Below are 21543 nucleotides of genomic sequence, written 5' to 3'. Positions count from 1 at the left end.
GAGCGGGAGGGCGAAGCAGGGGCGCGCGGAACTACTGGCGGAAGCGCTGGCAGGGGGCCCAGTGCTTCATCAGCAGATAGTAGGTCAGGCCTGCCGGGACCAGGCTGGCGTACCAGGAGACGGCGGAGAAGGACAACGCCGCGACGATGCCCACAGCGGTGGCGACCAGCGCCGCTTTGTTGACACCCTGGTAGGGGCCGTTCTCGTCGTAGAGCTTGCCTAGATCGAGGGTACGGCGGCGGATCAGATAATAGTCGACCACCAGGATGGCAAAGATCGGGCCGAGGAAGGCGGAATAGGTCTGCACGAACAGCTGCAGGCCGGCGGCGGAATCGGGCTGCACCAGCTTCCAGGGGAAGGTGGCGAAGGCCAGCAGGCCGACGATGACCGTGGAAGTGGAGAATTTCAGCTTGAACACATCCATCAGCACATAGGTCGGCGGCACCACGTTGTTGAGCACGTTGGTAGTGACCTGGGCGAAGGCGATGAACAGCAGCGTGGTCATCAGCAGCGGCGTGTTGTCCACGGCATTGGCGAACACCTGGATCGGGTCGGCCGTGCCGGTGGCTTCGGAGACCATGTAGCCAATCAGACCCATGAACAGCGTGCAGGGAAGAATGGACATGGCATAGATGGTAGTCAGGATGCCTGGCCCGGTACCGTGCTTGTGCTCCCGTGAGTAGTCGCTGACGTTGAGCATCATGGTGCTGTAGATGCCCAGGAACAGCATGGTGGCGCCCCAGAACGGCATGCCCCATGAGCCTTCCATGGTCAGCAGGCTGGCCGAAAGTTCGTCACCGTAGCGCTGCACCGTGGCATAGAACATGTAGGTCAGCGAGGCGAGAATGAAGGCGCTGCCGATATTCTCCAGCCACTTGATGCCCTGGAAGCCCATCACCGACAGGCCGATCTGCAGGAACTGGAAGGTGATGAAGTAGAACACCAGGTTGTCGAAGCCGAACAGGGTCGCCGAGACCATGTTCAGCGCCCCGGCGCCGATCCAGCTCTGAAAGCCGTACCACACCACCGCGGGCACCGCCCGGACCAGGCCGGGCAGCCTAGTGCCGGCAAAGCCGAAGGCGCTGCGTGCCTGCACCATGAAGGGAATGCCGTACTTGTAGCCGGCGGCACCATTGATCGCCAGCGCGATGCCGATCACGAAGCAGCCAATGGCGATGGCCAGGGTTGCCTGGATCAGGTTGAGGGTGCCGACCACGCTGGAGCCCATGGCGAACGTACCGATCGACACGCAGCCACCGAACCATGCCAGGAAGTAGGAGGTACGCCCCATGATGCGGGTCTTCTGGGGCGCCAGCGACTCCTCGCCAAGCGCTTTGGAGGCGCCGGGCTCGGAGGCAGCCAAGGAGGCAGGGTCGGCCGCCGTGCTGTGTGGGTTGGTATGTTGCATGGGTCTGTCCTCGCGAGTCGTTGCTCTGTGTTGTGGTTGTGCCCGCTGCTGCTCTCGGGCTCTGTGGCGAGACGTGCTCAAGGCATGTTGTTATGAATGTCGTTGTTGGTCAGGGAATCTCAGTGTTCCGGCGTCAGGTTCGAGTACCTCTCGAAGCGACCTGTGAAGGGTTTGGGGCGCGGGAACGCCAGGTCGCCATGCTTGCTGGTGCCGAGTCCCAGGCCGACGAGGGCCTCGGCCAGCTTGACCGCGGCCGTGACGCCCTCGATCACCGGCAGGCCGACCTCGCGCGAAATGGTGTCGGTCAGGTCGGCCATGCCGCCGCAACCCAACACGATGGCGCCGATGCCATCCTCGTCGCGCGCCCGGCGGCACTCCTCGACGATGCGCGAAAGCGCCGCCGAACCGTTCTCCTCAAGGTCCAGCACGGGAATCTCCGCGGCGCGGACACGGCGACAATGGTGGCGAAACCCGTACTGCTCCAGCAGGTGCTCGGCGATGATGCCGGTGCGCGAGAGGGTGGTCACCACCGAGAACCGCGTGCTGATCAGGGTGGCGGCGTGGAAAGCCGCTTCGGCGATACCGATTACCGGGGCGCGGGTCAGCTCGCGCGCCGCCAGCAGGCCCGGGTCACCGAAACAGGCAATCACGTAGGCATCGGTGCTATCCCTTTCTCCGGCCAGCACTTCTTCCGCCACGCCAACCGCGCTGATGGCCTCGTCGAAGTGGCTCTCGATCGACACCGGGCCGTCCGCCGGCTGTGTCGCCACGATGGTGGTATCGGCGGCGGCAACGCGCCGTGCCGCTTCACCGATCTTTCGGGTCATGGCGACCGTGGTGTTGGGATTGATGATGCGTAGGCGCATGCGAACTCCGAAGTCTTCATGTGAACAATAAAAAATCTCTTTGTACACAAAATAGGCGCTGCAAGCACCGGGCGCAAGTACTTCGTTCCATCTGGCTGATCCTGAAAAAATCAATTTTATTCAATAACTTAGGATTTATTTTTCTTGATGGGGGAGGTTTCTTGTACCTAGACTTAGGTCGAAGTTGCGATAATAAAGGATTGAGTGGCGACTATTTATCTATGCAAATGTATACAATTTGTTGGATTTTCTGTGCGCTCCTGCCCGGTCTGAGCCGCAAGAAAGCGAGAATGAGAGTCAGGGGGCAGCTGGACTTGAAGCACAGTTGCAAGTGGGGGTATTTTTTGTATACAAAGTGCGAGTGCGTTCTACCATCGCCTGCACAAGGAGAAGCGAGCGCATCTTGCAGGCGTGACCCAAGTGCTGTGAAAGACCATACGAACAGTCGGCGCTTGGTTGCAGCTACGTGGGATACAGTCTATCTTATTTATTGTATACATTAGGTGTTGCGAGAGGCTGCTGAGAGCGATGCCGAGCCGCGCAACAGCAGCAAAAACAAGAGGAAGTGCTCATGAGCGTTGGCCCTGACTACCCCCGTGATCTCATCGGCTATGGCCGCAATCCGCCTCATGCCAACTGGCCGGGGCGAGCCAAGGTCGCCGTCCAGTTCGTGCTCAACTATGAAGAGGGTGGGGAGAACTGCGTCCTGCATGGTGATGCCGGCTCCGAGCAGTTCCTCTCCGAGATCATTGGCGCGCCGGCTTTTCCCGACCGCCACTTGAGCATGGAATCGATCTACGAATACGGCTCGCGTGCGGGCGTGTGGCGCATCCTGCGGGAATTCGAGCGTCGTGGCCTGCCGCTGACGGTGTTCGGGGTGGCCATGGCGCTGGAGCGCCATCCCGAGGTCGCCCACGCCTTCAAGGAGCTGGGCCACGAGATCGCTTGCCACGGCTACCGCTGGATCCATTACCAGGAGGTGCCGGAGCACGTCGAGCGCGAGCATCTGCAGCACGCCATGGAGATCTTCCAGCGTCTCTACGGCGAGAAGCCGCAGGGGTGGTACACCGGACGCGACAGCCCCAATACCCGCCGGCTGGTACTCGATGAGGGCGGCTTCCTCTACGACAGCGATAACTACGGCGACGACCTGCCGTTCTGGACCCGTGCCGCGGACAGTCAGGGCAACGAGCATGACCACCTGATCGTTCCCTACACTCTGGACAGCAACGACATGCGCTTCGCCGCGCCGCAGGGCTTCAATACCGCCGACCACTTCTTCACCTACCTGCGTGACGCCTTCGACGTGCTCTACGCGGAGGGCGAGGAGTCACCCAAGATGCTCTCGGTGGGCATGCACTGTCGGCTGCTCGGTCGCCCCGGCCGCTTCCGCGCCCTGCAGCGCTTCCTCGACCATATCGAGGCCCACGACCGGGTGTGGGTGACACGCCGAGTGGATATCGCCAGGCACTGGATGGAGCACCATCCGGCGCCGGGTCGATAACGCCGCATCCCGACAGGACTGCTTGAGGCGGGGCGCCGGGGCAGGCCGGAGAGGAGGTCCTTCGCCATGGATGGCGAAGGTAGCGCCCAGGGACGGGTTCACAGCGCCTCCTCAAAGGTCTGTCGCCGGGGTAGCCCCGAGTGCCACAAGGTTGGCCAACTTCATCGTTAAGGAACTTTCATGAGCCAACGCACCTATTATGCCCCCCACGGCGGTCATCCGCCCCAGACCCAGCTGCTCTCCGACCGGGCAGTGTTCACCGAAGCCTACGCCTTCATTCCCAAGGGCGTGATGCGCGACATCGTCACCAGCAACCTGCCGTTCTGGGAGGAGACCCGGCTGTGGGTGCTGGCGCGTCCGCTCTCCGGCTTCGCCGAGACCTTCTCGCAGTACATCATGGAAGTGGGCCCGGGTGGCGGCAGCGAGCGTCCCGAGCTCGACCCCGCCGCCGAAGGCGTGCTGTTCGTGGTCGAAGGCGAGATGATCCTGACCATCGCAGGCGAGCGCCATGAGATGAGCCCGGGCGGCTACGCCTTCCTGCCGCCGGGCTGCCACTGGCAGCTGCGTAACGAGTCGGATGCGCCGGTACGTTTCCACTGGGTGCGCAAAGCCTATGAGTACGTCGAGGGCATCGAGGTACCCGAGGCGTTCGTCACCAACGAGAACGACATCGCGCCCAACGAGATGCCCGATACCGAGGGACGCTGGGCCACCACCCGCTTCGTCGATCCGGCCGACGTGCGCCACGACATGCACGTCAACATCGTCACCTTCCAGCCCGGCGGGGTGATCCCCTTCGACGAGACCCACGTCATGGAGCACGGCCTCTACGTGCTCGAGGGCAAGGCGGTCTACCATCTCAATCAGGACTGGGTCGAGGTCGAGGCCGGCGACTTCATGTGGCTGCGCGCCTTCTGCCCGCAGGCGTGCTATGCCGGGGGGCCGGGGCCGTTCCGTTATCTGCTCTATAAGGACGTGAACCGCCACGCGGCGCTGCGGCTTGGTGCTCGCTAAGGCGTAGCGGACTTGCATTAGTATCACCGAGTTTTCCGAATCTCAGCGACGTGAGGGGCGCCGGGGGCAGGCCGAAGAGGAGGTCTTTTGCCAGGGATGGCAAAAGTAGCGCCCAGGGATGGGTTCACAGCGCCTCCTCGCAGGCCTGCCGCCGGAACAGCCCCGGCGATATGGGCGACTGCCGAAAAAACGAGAGGCTGACATGCTGGATCTCAAAGCCGAGCCGCTGACGCCGGAGGCCTTCGCGCCCTTCGGCGACGTCATCGATACGCGCACGGCGGACTACTTTCACATCAACGCCGGGCGTACCCGGCGCTACCACGACCTGGCCAGGGTCGAGACCCTGGGCGAGCAGGCGAGGGCGCTGATCAGCATCTTCGTCAGCCAGCCGGTCTCGATCCCGCTGGAGCTCGATTTCCTCGAGCGCCACCCCCAAGGCAGCCAGGCCTTCATGCCGCTGCACGAGGAACGCTTCGTGATCGTGGTGGCGCCACCCGGCGAGACCATCGACCCGGCCGAGGTTCGCGCCTTCGTCACCGACGGGCGCCAGGGCGTCAACTACCGCGCCGGTACCTGGCACGCCATCCAATCGGTGCTGGAGCGCGAAGGGGAGTTCCTGGTCGTCGATCGCGGCGGCGAGGGCAATAACTGCGACGAGTACCCGCTGGCGATACGCGTCACGCTCTAAGCTTTCGGTCTAGAATTGCCCAGGTTGCTGTTTTGGCCTGGGTTTTTTGTGCCTTATTGGTTTTATAAAAATATTTTCCAGAAAATATTGACGCGGTGCGTGTCGGCTCCTAATCTCGTAATACAGAAATATTTTCCAAAAACAATCCGATCGCCACTCACGGGAGGAACCGTCATGGCTCGAATGACAGCAGCAGAGGCCGCCGTTCACGTGCTCCGCAAGGAGGGTATCGACGTTGCCTTCGGCGTGCCCGGTGCCGCCATCAACCCGTTCTACGCTGCCCTGCGCAAGGTCGGTGGCGTCGACCATGTGCTGGCCCGCCACGTCGAGGGGGCATCGCACATGGCTGAGGGATATACCCGTACCCAGGCCGGTAATATCGGGGTGTGCATCGGCACGTCGGGCCCCGCCGGCACCGACATGATCACCGGGCTCTACTCGGCCAGCGCGGATTCCATCCCGATCCTGTGCATCACCGGCCAGGCGCCGCGTGCCAAGCTGCACAAGGAGGACTTCCAGGCCGTCGACATCCAGGCCATCGCCGGGCCGGTGACCAAGTGGGCGGTGACCGTACTGGAGCCGGCCCAGGTGCCGCGCGCCTTCCAGCAGGCTTTCCAACTGATGCGCAGCTCGCGCCCGGGCCCGGTGCTGATCGACCTGCCTATCGACGTGCAGATGAGTGAGATCGAGTTCGACCCGGACACCTACGAGCCGCTGCCGGCCTACAAGCCCTGCGCCTCACGGGCCCAGGTGGAGAAGGCCATGGCCATGCTCGACGAAGCCGAGCGTCCGCTGCTGGTTGCCGGAGGTGGCATCATCAATGCCGATGCCAGCGAACTGCTGGTCGAGTTCGCCGAGCTTACCGGCGTGCCGGTCATCCCCACCCTGATGGGTTGGGGCAGCATCGCCGACGACCATCCGTTGATGGCCGGCATGGTGGGACTGCAGACCTCACATCGCTACGGTAACGCCACGCTGCTCGAGTCCGACTTCGTGATGGGTATCGGTAACCGCTGGGCCAACCGCCATACCGGTAACCTCGAGACCTATACCAAGGGGCGCAAGTTCGTCCACGTCGACATCGAGCCGACCCAGATCGGTCGCATCTTCGGCCCCGACTACGGCATCGTGTCCGACGCCAAGGCAGCTCTCGAGCTGTTCGTCGAGGTGGCCCGCGAGCGCAAGGCGGCAGGCACGCTCAAGAATCGCAGCGCCTGGGCCGAGTCCTGCCAGGAGCGCAAGCGCACCCTGCTGCGCAAGACCCACTTCGATGACGTGCCGGTGAAGCCGCAGCGGGTCTACGAGGAGATGAACAAGGTGTTCGGCAAGAACACCCGCTACGTCAGCACCATCGGCCTGTCGCAGATCGCCGGCGCCCAGTTCCTGCACGTCTACAAGCCGCGCCACTGGATCAACTGCGGTCAGGCTGGTCCGCTGGGCTGGACCATTCCCGCCGCGCTGGGCGTGTGCAAGGCCGACCCGGACGCCGAGGTGGTGGCGCTTTCCGGCGACTACGACTTCCAGTTCATGGTCGAGGAGCTCGCCGCCGGCGCCCAGTTCAAGCTGCCCTATATCCACGTGCTGGTAAACAACTCCTACCTGGGGTTGATCCGTCAGGCCCAGCGCGGCTTCGAAATGGACTACTGCGTGCAGCTCTCGTTCGAGAACATCAACTGCCCCGAGATCAACGAGTACGGCGTCGATCACGTCTCGGTGGCGGAGGGGCTGGGCTGCAAGGCGCTGCGCGTCACCCGGCCCGAGGAAATCGCCCCGGCGCTGGAGGAGGCCAAGCGGCTTAAGGCCGAGCACCGGGTACCGGTGGTGGTCGAGGTGATTCTTGAGCGGGTGACCAACATCGCCATGGGCACCGACCTCGACGGCGTCAACGAATTCGAGGCGCTGGCCGAGAACCGCGAGGATGCGCCGACCTCGATCGCGGCGCTCACCTGACGCCTTGCGCTGCGTCATCGTGGGGACGGTGACGCGGCAACGTTCCATACTCGACAACACAAATAGAGGGAGACCCAACATGCCCAAGTTTGCCGCCAACCTCAGCATGCTGTTCACCGAGGAGGATTTCCTCGACCGCTTCAAGGCCGCCGCCGAGGCGGGCTTCAAGGGGGTGGAATATCTCTTTCCCTACGATTACCCCGCCACCGAGATCAAGGCGCGTCTCGACGAGCACGGCCTTACCCAGGTGCTGCACAACCTGCCGGCGGGCGACTGGGGGGCCGGCGAGCGCGGCATCGCCTGCCACCCGGATCGCGTCGAGGAGTTTCGTGCCGGTGTGGAGAAGGCCATCGACTACGCCACCGCGCTCGGCTGCAAGCAGGTCAACTGCCTGGCCGGCATCCAGCCGCAGGGGGTGAGCCTGGAGCAAGCGCGGCGCACCCTGGTGGAGAACCTGCGCTACGCTGCGGAGAAGCTCGAAGCCGCCGGCATCCTGCTGCTCGCAGAGCCGATCAATACTCGCGACATTCCCGGGTTCTTCCTCAACCGCACCGAGCAGGCCCTGGCGATCTTCGACGAGGTGGGCAGCAATAACCTCAAGCTGCAGTACGACATCTACCATATGCAGATCATGGAGGGCGACCTGGCGCCGACCATCGAGAAGCACCTGGAGCACATCGCCCACGTGCAGCTGGCCGACAACCCGGGGCGCCACGAGCCGGGCACCGGCGAGATCAACTACCCGTTCCTGTTCGCCCACCTCGACCGGTTGGGCTACGACGGCTGGATCGGCTGCGAGTACAAGCCGGCCACGACAACGAAAGAGGGGCTGGGTTGGCTCGATCGGTCATAGAGGCTAGCGGGAGCAGGCAACGGAGCAGGGCGCGAGGCGTCGGCGACCGGTCTGCGAGGAGGCGCTGTGAACCCATACCTGGGTGCTACTTTTGCCATCCATGGCAAAAGACCTCCTCTTCGACCGGTCCCCTTCCGCCCGACGACGGCTCAGCCCCGAGTGGCGACGATGTCTGCAACAGCCGTCGGGTAGTTTGAAACGACAAAGACAAGCGGAAAGGAGAACCATCATGAGCAAGATCGGTTTCATTGGCCTCGGCATCATGGGCCGTCCCATGGCGGGGCATCTGCTGGATGCCGGCCACGAACTCATCACCGTCAAGCGCGGCACGCTGGATGCCACCCTGGCCGAGAAGGGCATGACCGAACTCGACAGTCCCCGTGCCGTGGCCGAGCAGGCCGAGGTGGTCATCACCATGGTGCCGGATACCCCCGACGTCGAGCAGGTGCTGTTCGGCGAGGGCGGCGTCAGCGAAGGGCTCAAGCCCGGCACCCTGGTGATCGACATGAGCTCCATCGCTCCCATCGCCACCCAGGGCTTCGCCAAGCGCATCCATGAGGCCGGCGGCGAATACGTCGATGCGCCGGTTTCCGGCGGCGAGGGCGGCGCCATCAACGCGGCGCTGACGATCATGGTCGGGGCTACCGAAGAGGGCTTTTCCCGTGCCAAGCCGCTCCTCGAGGTGATGGGCAAGACCATCACGCACATCGGCGGCCACGGTGCCGGCCAGACCTGCAAGGTGGCCAACCAGATCGTGGTGGCACTCACCATCGAGGCGGTGGCCGAGGGCCTGCTGTTCGCCTCGAAGGCGGGCGCCGACGTGGCCAAGGTGCGCGAGTCTCTGCTCGGCGGCCTGGCCCAGTCGAAGATCCTCGACGTGCACGGTGAGCGCATGATCAAACGCACCTTCGACCCGGGCTTCAAGATCAAGCTGCACCAGAAGGATCTCAACCTGGCGCTGGAAGGGGCACGCAGCCTCAACCTGGCGCTGCCCGGTACCGCCAATGCCCAGCAGCTGTTCCAGGCCTGTGCCGCGCATGGCGGAGAGGAGTGGGATCACGCCGGTATCCTGCGCGCGCTGGAGTCGCTGGCCGGCCATGAGGTAGGTAGCTGACAGTCATCAACGAGGAGGTGCTATTCGGTCCGCCAGTCGCGCAGACGGTAGGCCAAATTTCCCTCCGGCGGGCGTCGGTTCGGCGCTCGCCAACCGGCCGTACCCTGTGCGGCTTTACCCGGCGGCGGGATCCCCGGCTGGACCCCGCCCGCCGTCGGGCTTTTTTCTGCCCCTTCCGGCTGTTAACGTCGAAGCCTGTCGCCCTGCGAGGTGTGCCAAGAATGACTTCTGTACTCCCATCCTTCGATCCTGAATGGGACGTGGCGGACTGGCTGCGCCGGCTCGCCGACGTGGCCGTGACCGCCGTACATCCCGATTCCCTGGTCGCTGACCTGCTGCCCGATCCGCCTCCGGGGCGTACCGTGGTGGTGGGGGCCGGCAAGGCGGCCGCTTCCATGGCCGCGGCGCTGGAGCGCGCCTGGCAGTCGCGCTGTCCCAACGCACCGCTCACCGGACTGGTGGTCACGCGCTATGGCCATGGTGCCGACTGCGACGTGATCGAGGTACTGGAGGCCTCTCACCCGATGCCTGACGATCTGGGCGAAAAGGCGGCCCGTCGCATGCTCGAGGCAGTCACGGACCTGGGCGAGGACGACCGCGTGATCGCGCTGATCTCCGGCGGCGGTTCGGCGCTGATGACACTGCCGGCCGAGGGCATTTCGCTTGCCGACAAGCAGGCCATCAACCGCGAGCTGCTGCGCTGCGGAGCGCCGATCGGGCAGATGAACACGGTGCGTCGCCACCTTTCGGCGATCAAGGGCGGTCGCCTGGCGGCGGCGGCACATCCCGCCCAGGTGGTGACCTGGCTGATTTCCGACATCCCCGGCGATGTGGCCACCCAGATCGCCTCGGGGCCGACCCTGCCGGATCGTTCGACTCCGGCCGATGCCTTGGCGGTACTCGAGCGCTACGCAATAGCGATACCTGCTCATGTACGCCAGCATCTCGAGCGGGATCGCTCTGCTCTCTCGCCCGAAGACAAGGCGTTTGAGCGTGATGACAGCGTAACCCTGGCGCGAGCCCGCGACGCCCTGGAAGCCGCCAGGAACGCGGCGGAGGAGGCAGGCGTGCTGGTACGTGTGCTGGGCGACGACCTGGAGGGCGAGGCCCGTGAACTGGGGCGGGACCAGGCGCGCATGGCACTCGAGGCGCGCGATGAGATCGCTTCGCCACTGCTGATCCTGTCCGGCGGCGAGACCAGCGTCACCGTTCGTGGTGACGGGCGTGGCGGGCGCAATGTCGAGTACCTGTTGGGGCTGTTCGAAGCGCTGCAAGGTGCTCCAGGCATTCATGCCCTGGCCATCGACACCGACGGCATCGACGGCTCCGAGGACAACGCCGGCGCGCTGTTCTCGCCTGACGACTGGACCCGCGCCAAGGCGCAGGGCCTCGATCCCGCCGCTTACCTGTCACGCAACGATGCGTATACTTTCTTTCAGGCGCTGGATCGGCTGATCGTCACCGGGCCGACCCGCACCAATGTCAACGACTTCCGTGCCATCCTGGTCTTGCCGAGGACTCCATGACGCTTCCGCCCCATGCCCCGATTCACGAACCCATTCGCCGCACCAAGATCGTCGCCACCCTGGGGCCGGCCAGCGATCGCGAGGGCGTGCTGGAGGCGATGATCCGCGCCGGCGTCGACGTGGTGCGCCTCAACTTCTCCCACGGCAGCGCCGCCGACCACCGCCGCCGGCTGATCGCCGTGCGCCAGATCGCCGACCGCCTGGGACGCAGCGTCGCCGCCCTGGGCGACCTGCAGGGGCCCAAGATCCGCATCGCCCGCTTCCGCGACGGCGCGGTGGTGCTCGAAGAGGGCCAGCCCTTCGTCCTCGACATGGGCATGGACACCGAGGCCGGCGACGCCAGCCGCGTCGGCTGCGAGTACACCCAGCTGGCCGACGACGTCGCCGCCGGCGACCGCCTGCTGCTCGACGACGGCCGCCTGGTGCTCGAGGTCGAACGCGTCGAGGGTGCCCAGGTGCACACCACCGTGGTCACCGGCGGCAAGCTCTCCAACAACAAGGGCATCAACAAGCAGGGCGGCGGGCTCTCGGCCCCGGCGCTCACCGACAAGGACAAGGCCGACCTCGAGACCGCCATCGAGATCGGCGTCGACTACCTGGCCGTCTCCTTCCCGCGCTCGGCCGAGGACATGCACGAGGCGCGGCGCCTGCTCGGCGAGGCGGGCCGCGAGATCGGCCTGGTGGCCAAGCTCGAGCGCGCCGAGGCGGTGGCCGACGACGCCACGCTCAACGGCATCATCGAGGCCAGCGAGGCGGTGATGGTGGCGCGCGGTGACCTCGGCGTGGAGATCGGCGACGAGAAGCTGATCGGCATGCAGAAGCGCATCATCAAGCGCGCCCGCACGCTCAACCGCGCGGTGATCACCGCGACCCAGATGATGGAGTCGATGATTACCTCGCCGCTGCCCACCCGTGCCGAGGTGTTCGACGTCGCCAACGCCGTGCTCGACGGCACCGACGCGGTGATGCTCTCGGCCGAGACCGCCGCCGGCGACTACCCGGTGGAGACCCTGGACGCGATGCAGCGGGTGTGTCTCGGCGCCGAGCGCGAACGCGTCGCCCAGGAGTCGGGCCACCGCATCCACGAGGGCTTCTCGCGCATCGACGAGACCATTGCGCTCTCCGCCATGTACGCCGCCAACCACCTCACCGGCGTGGCCGCCATCGCCTGCATGACCTCGACCGGCTACACCCCGCTGATCGCCTCGCGCATCCGCTCCGGGCTACCGATCGTCGGGCTCGCCCACAGCCCCATCGCCCAGCGGCGCATGGCGCTCTACCGCGGGGTGGTCTCGCTGCCGTTCGACACCAGCGCGATGGCGGCCGGCGAGCTCAACGACCGGGGCGCTGGCGCTGCTGGTGGAGAAGGGCATTGCCGAACCGGGGGATCATGTCATCCTGACCCGGGGCGATCACATGAACGCCCACGGTGGTACCAATACCTTGAAGATACTCGACGTCTCCGAGAGGCACGCCGAGACCTGAGTTTCGGGACCTGAATTTTTGTATACATAAGGTTGGCTTTCGTGTGGCCAGGATAGGCGAAACGTGCGAAGGTAAGCTCATGAACGAGGGAGACGAGGGTGACCCATGAGCACGACCTGGCAGGATGAGATCGCCGCCGAGACACGCGCCGGGAGACGGATCAGCGATCGTTTCATTGTCGACAAGGTGCGTGCTGCCGTGTTGACCCAGCGCCTGCCGCCGGGTACACGCCTGCCGGAAGTGGCGCTGGGCGAGATCTTCGGCGTCAGCCGCTCGGTGGTGCGCAAGGCGCTGACCCGGCTGGCTGCCGACCATGTCGTCAGCCAGCAGCCCAATCAGGTGGCCCGGGTGCGCGCGCCCAGCATCGAAGAGACCCGCGAGACCTTCGCCGCCCGCCGCCTGGTGGAAGGCGAGGTGGCGGCACTGCTGGCCGGGGGGAGTACTCCGACGCTGCTGGAGGAGATCGCCCTGCTGGTCGAACGTGAGGCCGAGGCCCATGCTCGTGGTGCCGAACCGGCGCGCATCGAGCATTCGCTGGCCATCCATCATCTGCTCGCCGAGCACTCACCCAATCGCGTGCTCGGCGCCATGCTCACCGACCTGATCCTGCGCACTTCCATCGTCATTGCCCTGTACAAGCGCGCGGGACTCGCCAGCTGCTACCTGGCCGAGGATCATCCGGCGCTGCTTGCCCATTTGCGCAGCGGTGATGCCGAGGCCGCAAGGCGCAGCATCCACGAGCATCTTCAGGCACTCGAGGGATTGCTCGACCTGTCCATCCGTGAGACGCGTATCGACCTGATGGCGATCCTCGGGCAGGGTGAGGGAGCCCGGATGAGCCTGAGCAGGGGGTGACGTCATGCTTGCCAAGCGCATGCTTTCTGTCGTCGGGCTGACGATGCTGCTGGCCTGGCAATCGCCGGTCTGGGCCGACGTGTCGTCAGCGCTTCCGCGTGCCCCACTGGTCATCCATGTTGAGGATGAGAGCTACCGGTTGGAGGTAGAGCTGGCACGTACGGCAGCCGAACGGCGCAGGGGGCTGATGGATCGGGACCATCTCGCCGAGGATGGCGGCATGCTGTTCCTCTACGATGAGCCCCAGTCAGCACAGGCAGGTTTCTGGATGTACCGCACCCGTATTGCGCTGGACATCGCCTTCCTCGACGCCGAGGGAATTGTCGTCGCCGTGCACACCATGCAGCCCTGTACCTCGAGCAACCCCTATGATTGCCCGGTCACCGTGGCCGGCGCCGACTATCATGCCGCTCTGGAGGTCAATGCAGGCTACTTCGAGGCGCGTGGGATCGAGGAGGGGGCCTGCATCGTCTGGTCCGGGCGACAGGGCGGTTGCCGCTCAACGCCCTAGCAGCGCGCGGAAGCGAATCACGATCAACCCCACTCCGGCGATGACCATGGCCCCACCAACGGCGATGTGCGCATTGAGGGTCTCATCCAGCAGTACGATGCCAAGCACCACGGCGCCCGCCGGCACCAGCAGGCTCAGTGGCGCCAGTCGACTCACCGGATGACGGCGCAGCAGGCCGTACCACATCCCATAGGCGACGATCGACGACATCACCGCGGTATAGAACACCGCGCCCCAGCCGAACCAGCCGGCCGTGAACAGGGCGCCCACCTGGTCCTGCTCGAACCACCAGGAGCCGAGCGCCACCTGGGGCACGGCGAACAGTGCCGTCCAGCCCGCCAGTGCCATGGGGGCGAGATTGGGTCCTTTCTTGATCAGCAACTGCGAGACCGCCCAGCCGAAAGCGCTGAGCAGCAGCAGTGCCATGGGCAACGGCGAAGGCAGGCTGGGGCCACCGGCGAGTACCACCACCCCGCCGAACGACAGCGCGAGGCCGACCAGCCGTTTGGCGCTCAGTCTTTCGCCTAGGAAGATGACCGCCAGCAGGGTGGCAAAGGGGGTGCCCATCTGCACCAGCAGTGCCCCGGTGCCGGCCTCCGCCTGTCCCAGGCCGATGAAAAGCAGGGCGAAGTGCAGGGTGCCGAAGGTCGCCGAGATCAGCACGAGGAAGGGCAGCTGGTGGCGCGCCACGGGATGAAAGGGCACCAGCAGGATGGCGACCAGGATGAAGCGCAGGGTCGTCAGCAGCAGCGGCGGCAGCTCGGCGACGCCCAGCTTGATGACGATGATGTTCAGGGCCCAGATCGCCACGATCGCTAGGCCAAGCAGCAGGTCGCGCAGCGGCACGGTGGTTCCTCATGTCGTTGGCTCGGCCGGGTGGCGTCTTGTGCCCGTCGTCGGCCAATATCGTTAACGGGCTACCATTCAACGCGCGACATCGTAGAATGTCGAGTCGCGATGTTACATTCGTCGCTGCCCGCCAGAACGATAATCATGGCCGGTGATATCGCAGCCGGCCTCAGTCGCAAGGACACGCCATGAAATCAGCAAGCCGTATCTCCCGTATCGCCGCGGCCGTTGCCGGTGCCGCCGTGCTGACCGCTGCTCTCTCCGCCCAGGCGCGTGAACTCTCTGTCTCCACCGTGCTCTCCGATGCGTTCCCCTGGGGCCAAGCGGCGGAGAAGTGGGCCGAACTGGTGGAGGAACGTACCGGCGGAGAGCTCACCCTACGTGTCTACCCCAACTCGCAGCTTGTCGCCGGTGACCAGACACGGGAGTTCTCGGCCATGCGTTCGGGGCTGATCGACATGGCCGTGGGCTCGACCATCAACTGGTCTCCCCAGGTACCCGAACTCAATCTCTTCTCGCTGCCGTTCTTCATGCCTGATGAAGCGGCCGTGGACGCCGTGACCAGCGGTGCGTCCGGTGAAATGCTCTTCGAAGCTATCGAGTCGCGCGGTGTAATCCCGCTAGCCTGGGGCGAGAACGGCTTCCGCCAGCTCTCCAACTCCCGCGGGCCGATCGACGAGCCCGCTGACCTCGATGGCCTGAAGATTCGCGTGGTCGGCTCGCCGCTGTTCCAGGATACCTTCACCGCGCTCGGTGCCGACCCGACCCAGATGAGCTGGGCCGATGCCAAGCCGGCGCTGACCACCGGTGCCGTGGATGGCCAGGAGAATCCGCTCTCGGTGTTCGACGTGGCGCGTATCGACCAGGTCGGCCAGCAATACCTGACGCTGTGGAACTACATGAACGATCCACTGGTCTTCGCCGTCAATCAACAGGTTTGGGAGACGCTTTCGGAGGAGGAGCGCACGATCCTGCGCGAGACCGCCGTCGAGGCGGGGGAGTGGGAGATTGCCATGACCCGTGAGCAGGAGAGCGAGCGTCTGGCCGCCATTCAAGAGCGCGGCGTGGAGGTCACCGAGCTAACCGAGGAGCAGCATCAGGCGTTCGTCAACGCGACCCAGAGCGTGCACGAAAAGTGGACCCCGCGTATCGGCGAGGAACTGGTCGATGCCGCGCGTGAGGCCATCGAGTCGCGCTGAGACCCTAGTGGTACAACAAGCCTGATCCCGGCGTCTTTCACGACGCCGGGCCTGTGACCGCGAGGCTGCGATGAAATTCTCCCCCGACGCCAGGCCGGAGCGCTGGCTGGGCGCACTGGCGCTGGCGATCATTTCGCTGATCAGCCTGGGCAATGTCGTGACGCGCTACGTGACCGGTGGCTCGCTGGCCTTTACCGAGGAGTTCTCGGTGTTTCTGCTGGTGGTGTTGACCTTCACCGGCGCTTCGGTAGCGCTGCGGCGAAACGGCCATATCCGCATCGGGATGCTCGAGCGTGCGCTGCCGGACGTGCCGCGCCGGGTGCTGATCCTGTTTCAGGGCTTGTGTACCGCCGTCGTGCTGGGCTTGATCATCTGGTACGGCGCCAAGTTGACCTGGCAGGAGTACCAGTGGGAATCGCTGTCGCCGGGACTCGGTCTGCCCCAGTGGTGGTACTTGGCGTGGCTGCCACTGTTGACGACGGCGATGTTGGTTCGGCTGGTACAGCAGACCGTCGACCGCCTGCGCGGGAGGCTCGACGATGAACCCTGACCTGTGGATGATTCTGGCCTTCGCCGTGCTGCTTGTCGCCGGTGTGCCGGTGGCTTTTTCGCTGGCGCTGGCCGGTGCGGTGGGCATCCTCTCGGGACTCTCGCCGGCAATGCTGGCCACGCTCGGTACCAATACCTACAACAGCATTGCCAAGTACCCGTTGATTGCCATCCCGCTGTTCATTCTCACCGGCCTGATCTTCGAGCGAGCCGGGGTGGCGCTGCGCCTGGTGCGCTTCGCCCAGGCGCTGATCGGTCCCCGTCACGGTGGCCTGGCCTTGGTGGCGGTACTGGTGTGCATGATCATGGGCGGCATGAGCGGCTCCGGTCCGGCGGATGCCGCCGCGGTGGCCATGGTGATGCTGCCGAGCATGACCAAGGCGGGCTACCCCAGGCCTTTTTCGGCCACGCTGATCGCCGCTTCCGCCTCCACGGCGATCCTGATCCCGCCCTCGGTGGCGTTGATTCTCTACTCCATCGTGGTGCCTGGGGTCGACCTGCGGGCCTTATTCGCTGCCGGGCTCTTCCCTGGCGTGCTGGCTGGCTTGGCATTACTGGTACCGGCGCTGCTGGTCTCCCGGCGCTACGGCTGGGAGGGCGGCACGCCCGGGGAGAGGGCTGAACGCCTCGCAGTGGGCGAGACCTTCAAGCAGGCGCTACCGGCGCTGTTCGCTCCGGTGCTGATCCTCGGCGGGCTGCGCTCGGGTCTGTTCACGCCGACCGAGGCGGCCGTGGTAGCGGTAGCCTACGGCGCCCTGGTGGGGCTGTTGCTGACCCGTGAGATCGGCTTGCGCGATCTGTGGAATCTGCTCGGCGAGGCGGCGGTCATCTCCGGCGTGGTGATGCTGATCATCGCCCTGGCCGGCATCTTCGCCTGGGCCGGCACCATGCTCGGCACCTTCCGCCACCTGGCGGAGTGGGTCATCGGCCTGTCAGACAACGGCGCGTTGCTGCTGATTCTGGTCATGCTGGCGGTGCTACTGGCGGGGATGCTGCTTGATGCCATCTCGATCTATCTGATCATGATGCCGATCCTCATTCCCGTGATGCAGCACTTCGGCTGGAACCCGGTGTGGTTCGGCATTCTTCTGGCGATGAACATCGCCATCGGCCAGTTTACCCCGCCGGTGGCAGTCAACCTGATGGTAACCACCGAAATTGCCAGGATTCGTCTGGAGCAGACCCTGGGCTGGGCACTGCTGTTCGTACTGGCCATGGCCAGTGCCCTGGCGCTGGTGGCGATCTTTCCGGAGATAGCGCTGTGGTTGCCGAGGACACTCGGCTACAACGTCTGATCCAGGATGCGCTGGAAAACCTGAGTGCTGCTGGCATCGAACAGCACGAAGCGCACCTTTTCAATGCCTGGGCAGCGCGGCAGCGTCTCGCGAACCGTGGCGAGGGCGATCCGGGCCGCTTCCTCGAGGGGGTAGCCGAAGGCGCCAGCCGACAGGGCCGGGAAGGCAACGCTGGCTAGCCCATGGCGTTCGGCCAGCTCGAGTGCGTTGCGATAGCAGGCGGCGAGCAGTTCCGCTTCCGGTGTGTCGCGGCCGTATACCGGTCCCAGGCAGTGGATGACGTAGCGGTTGGGCAGGCCGAAGGCCTCGGTGAGCACCGCCTGGCCCGGTACGATCGGCGCCAGTGGGCGGCAGGCCTGCTCCAGCTCCGGCCCGGCCATCCGGTGCAGGGCGCCGGCCACGCCCCCGCCGGGGCGCAGTTCGGCGTTGGCGGCATTGACCACGGCATCCATGTCGGACTGCCGGGCGATATCTCCCTGGCGGCACTCTAGTTGGCCTGTCATGGGCGGTCTCCTCTTGCCTGAACCTTGAGTGTGGCGGTATGAAGCGCCGATGTCTAAGGCGCGTGGCCATGCGAGAAGCTGCGGCATCGTGCCGTATTTGAGCGATGTTAATACGGTTATATGGTTATATTAATCTTGTGACGGAGGCGAACGATGTCGATTGCTCCGCGCTACGCGCCGCTGACTTTTGCACTGCTCATGTCGATCTACATGGTGACGCTGATGACTTTCGTCATCACGTGGGTCAATACCGGACTCGATGCTGAGTTTCTTGCACGCTGGTGGCGCGCCTTTTATATCGCCTGGCCGATAGCCTTTGCCCTTATCCTGCTCGGCGCGCCGCGCCTCCAGCGGCTGGTGGGGCGTCTGGTGCGTAAGGACTAGACGAGGCCGGACGAGACGCTGCGTAACGTTTTTTGCTATTTTTCGCGACATTCGTTGCAAAAGGCTGCGAAAACTTGCAACTCGCCTGTCTAGGCGGTACCAATGTGCTCCCCCCCGATAAGCCACGGCTCGCCGACTCCCGCTTGGCGTGTCGGCGTTGCTGCGCCGCAATGCAGGGTTGCCGGCCATGGCCTACGACAATAGGAGGAGACATGAACCAGCATGTGAATCTCGATCTCGGCAACGCTGGGGTCGAGGCCATCGAGGCCCGCCAATTCAAGGTCTATACCCATCGTCAGTTGGACAAGATCGAGGCGATCCAGCGTCTGCCTGACGACCTGCGTTTCGACATGCGGGTGGTCAGCCAGGTGCTGCCGTTTCGTGTCAACGAATACGTCATCGAGGAGCTGATCGATTGGGACGATGTGCCGTCCGATCCCATCTTCCAACTCACTTTCCCACAGCGCGGCATGCTGCTGCCCGAGCATTACGCTGAGGTTGCCGAACTGGTTCGCCGCGACGCCGGCGCCGACGAAATGAAGCCGGTCATCGAGCGCATTCGTACCGAACTCAATCCGCACCCGGCGGGGCAGATGGACCTCAATCTGCCATTGCTCGATGGCGAGCCGCTCCCCGGCATGCAGCACAAGTATCGCGAGACCGTGCTGTTTTTCCCCAGCCAGGGACAGGTATGCCATAGCTATTGCACCTTCTGCTTCCGCTGGGCGCAGTTCGTCGGCGACAAGGATCTCAAGTTCGCCTCCAGCGAGGCGGATTCCCTGCACCGCTACCTGGCCGAGCATACCGAGGTGACCGACCTGTTGATGACCGGTGGCGACCCGATGGTGATGAAGGCCAAGCATCTGCGCATGTATCTGGAAGGGTTGATGGCGCCTGAGCTGGACCACGTACAGGACATTCGCATCGGCTCCAAGAGCCTGACCTTCTGGCCTTATCGCTTCGTCACCGACCCGGATGCCGAAGACATCCTGGCGCTGTTTCGTGAACTGACCGCCGCCGGCAAGCATGTGGCCTTCATGGCACATTTCAACCACTGGAAGGAGATGGACACCCCCATCTGCCGTGAGGCGATCCGCCGCATTCGTGCCACCGGGGCCGAAATCCGCACCCAGGCGCCACTGCTCAAGCACATCAACGACGATGCCGAGCAGTGGGCGCGCATGTGGACCAACCAGGTTCGCCTGGGCATGATCCCCTATTACATGTTCGTGGAGCGCGATACCGGCGCCCGCCACTATTTCGAAGTACCGCTGGTGCGCGCCTGGGAGATCTACCGTGAGGCGATGAAACAGGTGCCGGGGCTGGCACGCACCGCCCGCGGACCGTCAATGTCCGCCGATCCGGGCAAGGTGGAGATACAGGGTGTGGCCGAGATCCACGGCGAGAAGGTCTTCGTGCTGCGCTTCATCCAGGGCCGCGACAGTGACTGGGTGCAGCAGCCGTTCTTCGCCAGGTACGACGAGGCCGCCACCTGGCTCAACCACCTGAAACCGGCACTGGGCGAGAGCGAGTTCTTCTTCGAGGCCGGCTTCGCCGCGATGAAGGAGGAGAAACAGGCGCTGATCATGACGGCATCCTGAGAGCTTTCGTCGAGCGGCCTTGCCTGCTTCCGCCAGTCGGCGAGCTTGCCGGCGCGAAGGTTTAGGGGGCTCATGGGGTATGCATATGAGGAATTAACGCACACTTAACGAAAAGGCGGACTAAACTTAGTCGGATGGAAAAAGACCCATCATCCCGACGTTTTTTTCGCTAAAGTAGAGAGGAGCGGTTGTTTCCGCCAGCCAGTGGCGTCAGCGACTGACGACTCAGGGATCAGTTCGTCAGCAATGACGAATCGCCAATAACGTCAAAGAGGTGTGTTAATGAAACGCCATGCTTTTTCCGCGGCAGCCTTTTCGGGAGCGCTCCTGGGCGCCGCCATGTTCTCCGCGCCGGCCGTGGCCCAGGAACGCTTCATCACCATCGGTACCGGTGGCCAGACGGGCGTCTATTATGTCGTGGGCCAGTCCGTCTGCCGCATGGTGAATCGCGGCAGTGACGAGCACAACATTCGCTGTAACGCCCCGTCCACGGGGGGCTCCGTGGCCAACGTCAATGGCATGCGCAGTGGCGAGCTCGACATGGGCGTGGTGCAATCCGACGTCCAGTATCGCGCCTACCACGGCGAGGACAACTTCGAGTCTGACGGCGCTTGGGAAGACATGCGTGCCGTCTTCACCATGCACGGCGAGCCGCTGACCGTGGTCGCGCGCGCCGACTCCGGCATCGAGCACTTCACCGACTTCCCCGGCAAGCGTGTCAACATCGGCAACCCGGGCTCCGGCCAGCGCAACACCATGAACGTGGTGATGGATGCGATGGGTTGGGACACCGACACCTTCTCGCTGGCCTCTCAGCTCGATGCCGCCGAGCAGGCCGCGGCATTGGCCGACAACAACATCGATGCCATGGTCTACGTGGTGGGACATCCCAATGGCTCCATCCAGGAAGCGACTACCACTATCGACGCTCGCCTTGTCCCGGTGACCGGCGAGGAGATCGATGCCCTCATCGAGGAGCATCCCTACTACACCCGTTCGGTCATTCCCGGCGGTCTGTATCGTGGCAACGACGAGGACGTCGAGACCTTCGGCGTTGCAGCCACCTTCGTGACTTCAGCCGAAGTGGACGAAGAGATCGTCTACGAGACCGTGAAGGCGGTGTTCGAGAATTTCGATCGCTTCAAGCGCCTGCACCCGGCGTTCGAGAATCTCAGCGAAGAAGAAATGATCTCGGACGGCCTGACCGCACCGCTGCACGACGGTGCCGCTCGCTATTATCGTGAGCGTGGCTGGATCGAGTGATCCGGTACTGAGGGGTAAGGCGTCCCTCTGCTGAGATGCGCGGACCCTGAAGGGTCCGCGCGTCCGTTTGGACCTGCACAGACTACCAAAGCCCTTGAGGGCTGCAGCGATCGTGGGGCATGACGG

General features: G+C 64.4%; 19 protein-coding genes and 1 pseudogene. 16 read left to right on the top strand and 4 right to left on the bottom strand.

From position 1 onward, the window contains the following. Window positions 1-31: 31 nt before the first annotated feature. Window positions 32-1408 carry an NCS1 family transporter gene (locus tag HNO53_RS16775; protein WP_240549010.1) on the bottom strand — a complete coding sequence of 459 codons (1377 nt, stop codon included), beginning with the start codon at window positions 1406-1408 and terminating at the stop codon, window positions 32-34. A 119-nt stretch (window positions 1409-1527) separates the two neighbouring features. Continuing rightward, a complete protein-coding gene (locus HNO53_RS16770; RefSeq protein WP_209473730.1) occupies window positions 1528-2274 on the bottom strand; it encodes an aspartate/glutamate racemase family protein in 747 nt (248 codons plus the stop codon). A 571-nt stretch (window positions 2275-2845) separates the two neighbouring features. On the opposite strand from HNO53_RS16770, the gene puuE reads away from it, so the two are divergent. From puuE to HNO53_RS16720, 10 genes and pseudogenes are all read left to right on the top strand, one after another. Further along, complete coding sequence (puuE, locus tag HNO53_RS16765) at window positions 2846-3778, top strand: allantoinase PuuE (protein ID WP_209473729.1); 933 nt, start codon at window positions 2846-2848, stop codon at window positions 3776-3778. A 180-nt stretch (window positions 3779-3958) separates the two neighbouring features. After that, complete coding sequence (locus HNO53_RS16760) at window positions 3959-4792, top strand: bifunctional allantoicase/(S)-ureidoglycine aminohydrolase (RefSeq protein WP_209473728.1); 834 nt, start codon at window positions 3959-3961, stop codon at window positions 4790-4792. 202 nt (window positions 4793-4994) lie between these two features. Beyond that, window positions 4995-5480, top strand: a complete 486-nt coding sequence (locus HNO53_RS16755; RefSeq protein ID WP_209473727.1) for an ureidoglycolate lyase — start codon at window positions 4995-4997, stop codon at window positions 5478-5480. 174 nt (window positions 5481-5654) lie between these two features. Then, window positions 5655-7430, top strand: coding sequence for a glyoxylate carboligase (gcl, locus tag HNO53_RS16750; RefSeq protein ID WP_209473726.1), 1776 nt, complete (start codon window positions 5655-5657; stop codon window positions 7428-7430). A 79-nt stretch (window positions 7431-7509) separates the two neighbouring features. Then, on the top strand, window positions 7510-8283 hold the full coding sequence (gene hyi / locus HNO53_RS16745) for a hydroxypyruvate isomerase (RefSeq protein WP_209473725.1): 774 nt from the start codon (window positions 7510-7512) through the stop codon (window positions 8281-8283). A 229-nt stretch (window positions 8284-8512) separates the two neighbouring features. Beyond that, the gene (locus HNO53_RS16740; RefSeq protein WP_209473724.1) at window positions 8513-9397 is read left to right on the top strand and encodes a 2-hydroxy-3-oxopropionate reductase; all 885 of its coding nucleotides are present in this window, start codon (window positions 8513-8515) and stop codon (window positions 9395-9397) included. Between the two features lie 221 nt (window positions 9398-9618). Further along, window positions 9619-10923, top strand: coding sequence for a glycerate kinase type-2 family protein (locus HNO53_RS16735; RefSeq protein ID WP_209473723.1), 1305 nt, complete (start codon window positions 9619-9621; stop codon window positions 10921-10923). Further along, window positions 10920-12408 (top strand): annotated as a pseudogene (gene pyk, locus HNO53_RS16730) (pyruvate kinase). Before HNO53_RS16735 ends, pyk begins: the two are co-directional and overlap by 4 nt. A gap of 105 nt (window positions 12409-12513) precedes the next feature. After that, the gene (locus HNO53_RS16725; RefSeq protein WP_209473722.1) at window positions 12514-13263 is read left to right on the top strand and encodes a GntR family transcriptional regulator; all 750 of its coding nucleotides are present in this window, start codon (window positions 12514-12516) and stop codon (window positions 13261-13263) included. A 4-nt stretch (window positions 13264-13267) separates the two neighbouring features. Next, window positions 13268-13774 (top strand): DUF192 domain-containing protein, encoded by a 507-nt coding sequence (locus HNO53_RS16720; RefSeq protein ID WP_209473721.1) that lies wholly within the window; start codon window positions 13268-13270, stop codon window positions 13772-13774. Here HNO53_RS16720 and HNO53_RS16715 read toward each other — a convergent pair. Then, window positions 13763-14620 carry a DMT family transporter gene (locus HNO53_RS16715; RefSeq protein WP_209473720.1) on the bottom strand — a complete coding sequence of 286 codons (858 nt, stop codon included), beginning with the start codon at window positions 14618-14620 and terminating at the stop codon, window positions 13763-13765. The genes HNO53_RS16720 and HNO53_RS16715 overlap by 12 nt on opposite strands. 191 nt (window positions 14621-14811) lie before the next feature. Between HNO53_RS16715 and HNO53_RS16710 the strand changes: the two genes are divergently transcribed. The 3 genes from HNO53_RS16710 (at window position 14812) to HNO53_RS16700 (ending at window position 17666) form a co-directional block, all read left to right on the top strand. Next, entirely contained in the window at window positions 14812-15822 is a 1011-nt protein-coding gene (locus HNO53_RS16710; RefSeq protein WP_209473719.1) for a DctP family TRAP transporter solute-binding subunit, read from the top strand. Between the two features lie 70 nt (window positions 15823-15892). Beyond that, window positions 15893-16372: a TRAP transporter small permease gene (locus HNO53_RS16705; RefSeq protein ID WP_209473718.1), complete on the top strand. Its 480-nt coding sequence runs from the start codon at window positions 15893-15895 to the stop codon at window positions 16370-16372. Beyond that, window positions 16362-17666 (top strand): TRAP transporter large permease, encoded by a 1305-nt coding sequence (locus tag HNO53_RS16700; RefSeq protein WP_209473717.1) that lies wholly within the window; start codon window positions 16362-16364, stop codon window positions 17664-17666. The genes HNO53_RS16705 and HNO53_RS16700 overlap by 11 nt, the downstream gene beginning before the upstream one ends. Here the strand turns inward: HNO53_RS16700 and HNO53_RS16695 are convergent. Continuing rightward, complete coding sequence (locus HNO53_RS16695; protein WP_209473716.1) at window positions 17654-18169, bottom strand: macro domain-containing protein; 516 nt, start codon at window positions 18167-18169, stop codon at window positions 17654-17656. The genes HNO53_RS16700 and HNO53_RS16695 overlap by 13 nt on opposite strands. A gap of 153 nt (window positions 18170-18322) precedes the next feature. Here HNO53_RS16695 and HNO53_RS16690 point away from each other — a divergent pair, with 153 nt between their 5' ends. The 3 genes from HNO53_RS16690 to HNO53_RS16680 all read left to right on the top strand — a co-directional run bounded on the left by HNO53_RS16690 (window position 18323) and on the right by HNO53_RS16680 (window position 21417). Then, window positions 18323-18553: a DUF2798 domain-containing protein gene (locus HNO53_RS16690; RefSeq protein WP_209473715.1), complete on the top strand. Its 231-nt coding sequence runs from the start codon at window positions 18323-18325 to the stop codon at window positions 18551-18553. 212 nt (window positions 18554-18765) lie between these two features. Continuing rightward, window positions 18766-20154 (top strand): KamA family radical SAM protein, encoded by a 1389-nt coding sequence (locus tag HNO53_RS16685; RefSeq protein WP_209473714.1) that lies wholly within the window; start codon window positions 18766-18768, stop codon window positions 20152-20154. A 282-nt stretch (window positions 20155-20436) separates the two neighbouring features. Beyond that, a complete protein-coding gene (locus HNO53_RS16680) occupies window positions 20437-21417 on the top strand; it encodes a TAXI family TRAP transporter solute-binding subunit (RefSeq protein ID WP_209473713.1) in 981 nt (326 codons plus the stop codon). The last annotated feature ends 126 nt before the right edge of the window (window positions 21418-21543 follow it).

Origin of the sequence: Billgrantia antri (assembly GCF_017868935.1) — a bacterium.
GTDB lineage: Bacteria > Pseudomonadota > Gammaproteobacteria > Pseudomonadales > Halomonadaceae > Halomonas > Halomonas antri.
The sequence above is the reverse complement of the archived record's forward strand: the minus strand, read 5'-3'. Positions and strand labels throughout refer to the sequence as shown.

Coding starts and splice junctions, on each gene's coding strand:
- HNO53_RS16775 (WP_240549010.1), bottom strand. CDS start 1,408: ATGCAACATACCAACCCACACAGCACGGCGGCCGACCCTGCCTCCTTG.
- HNO53_RS16770 (WP_209473730.1), bottom strand. CDS start 2,274: ATGCGCCTACGCATCATCAATCCCAACACCACGGTCGCCATGACCCGA.
- puuE (WP_209473729.1), top strand. CDS start 2,846: ATGAGCGTTGGCCCTGACTACCCCCGTGATCTCATCGGCTATGGCCGC.
- HNO53_RS16760 (WP_209473728.1), top strand. CDS start 3,959: ATGAGCCAACGCACCTATTATGCCCCCCACGGCGGTCATCCGCCCCAG.
- HNO53_RS16755 (WP_209473727.1), top strand. CDS start 4,995: ATGCTGGATCTCAAAGCCGAGCCGCTGACGCCGGAGGCCTTCGCGCCC.
- gcl (WP_209473726.1), top strand. CDS start 5,655: ATGGCTCGAATGACAGCAGCAGAGGCCGCCGTTCACGTGCTCCGCAAG.
- hyi (WP_209473725.1), top strand. CDS start 7,510: ATGCCCAAGTTTGCCGCCAACCTCAGCATGCTGTTCACCGAGGAGGAT.
- HNO53_RS16740 (WP_209473724.1), top strand. CDS start 8,513: ATGAGCAAGATCGGTTTCATTGGCCTCGGCATCATGGGCCGTCCCATG.
- HNO53_RS16735 (WP_209473723.1), top strand. CDS start 9,619: ATGACTTCTGTACTCCCATCCTTCGATCCTGAATGGGACGTGGCGGAC.
- HNO53_RS16725 (WP_209473722.1), top strand. CDS start 12,514: ATGAGCACGACCTGGCAGGATGAGATCGCCGCCGAGACACGCGCCGGG.
- HNO53_RS16720 (WP_209473721.1), top strand. CDS start 13,268: ATGCTTGCCAAGCGCATGCTTTCTGTCGTCGGGCTGACGATGCTGCTG.
- HNO53_RS16710 (WP_209473719.1), top strand. CDS start 14,812: ATGAAATCAGCAAGCCGTATCTCCCGTATCGCCGCGGCCGTTGCCGGT.
- HNO53_RS16705 (WP_209473718.1), top strand. CDS start 15,893: ATGAAATTCTCCCCCGACGCCAGGCCGGAGCGCTGGCTGGGCGCACTG.
- HNO53_RS16700 (WP_209473717.1), top strand. CDS start 16,362: ATGAACCCTGACCTGTGGATGATTCTGGCCTTCGCCGTGCTGCTTGTC.
- HNO53_RS16695 (WP_209473716.1), bottom strand. CDS start 18,169: ATGACAGGCCAACTAGAGTGCCGCCAGGGAGATATCGCCCGGCAGTCC.
- HNO53_RS16690 (WP_209473715.1), top strand. CDS start 18,323: ATGTCGATTGCTCCGCGCTACGCGCCGCTGACTTTTGCACTGCTCATG.
- HNO53_RS16685 (WP_209473714.1), top strand. CDS start 18,766: ATGAACCAGCATGTGAATCTCGATCTCGGCAACGCTGGGGTCGAGGCC.
- HNO53_RS16680 (WP_209473713.1), top strand. CDS start 20,437: ATGAAACGCCATGCTTTTTCCGCGGCAGCCTTTTCGGGAGCGCTCCTG.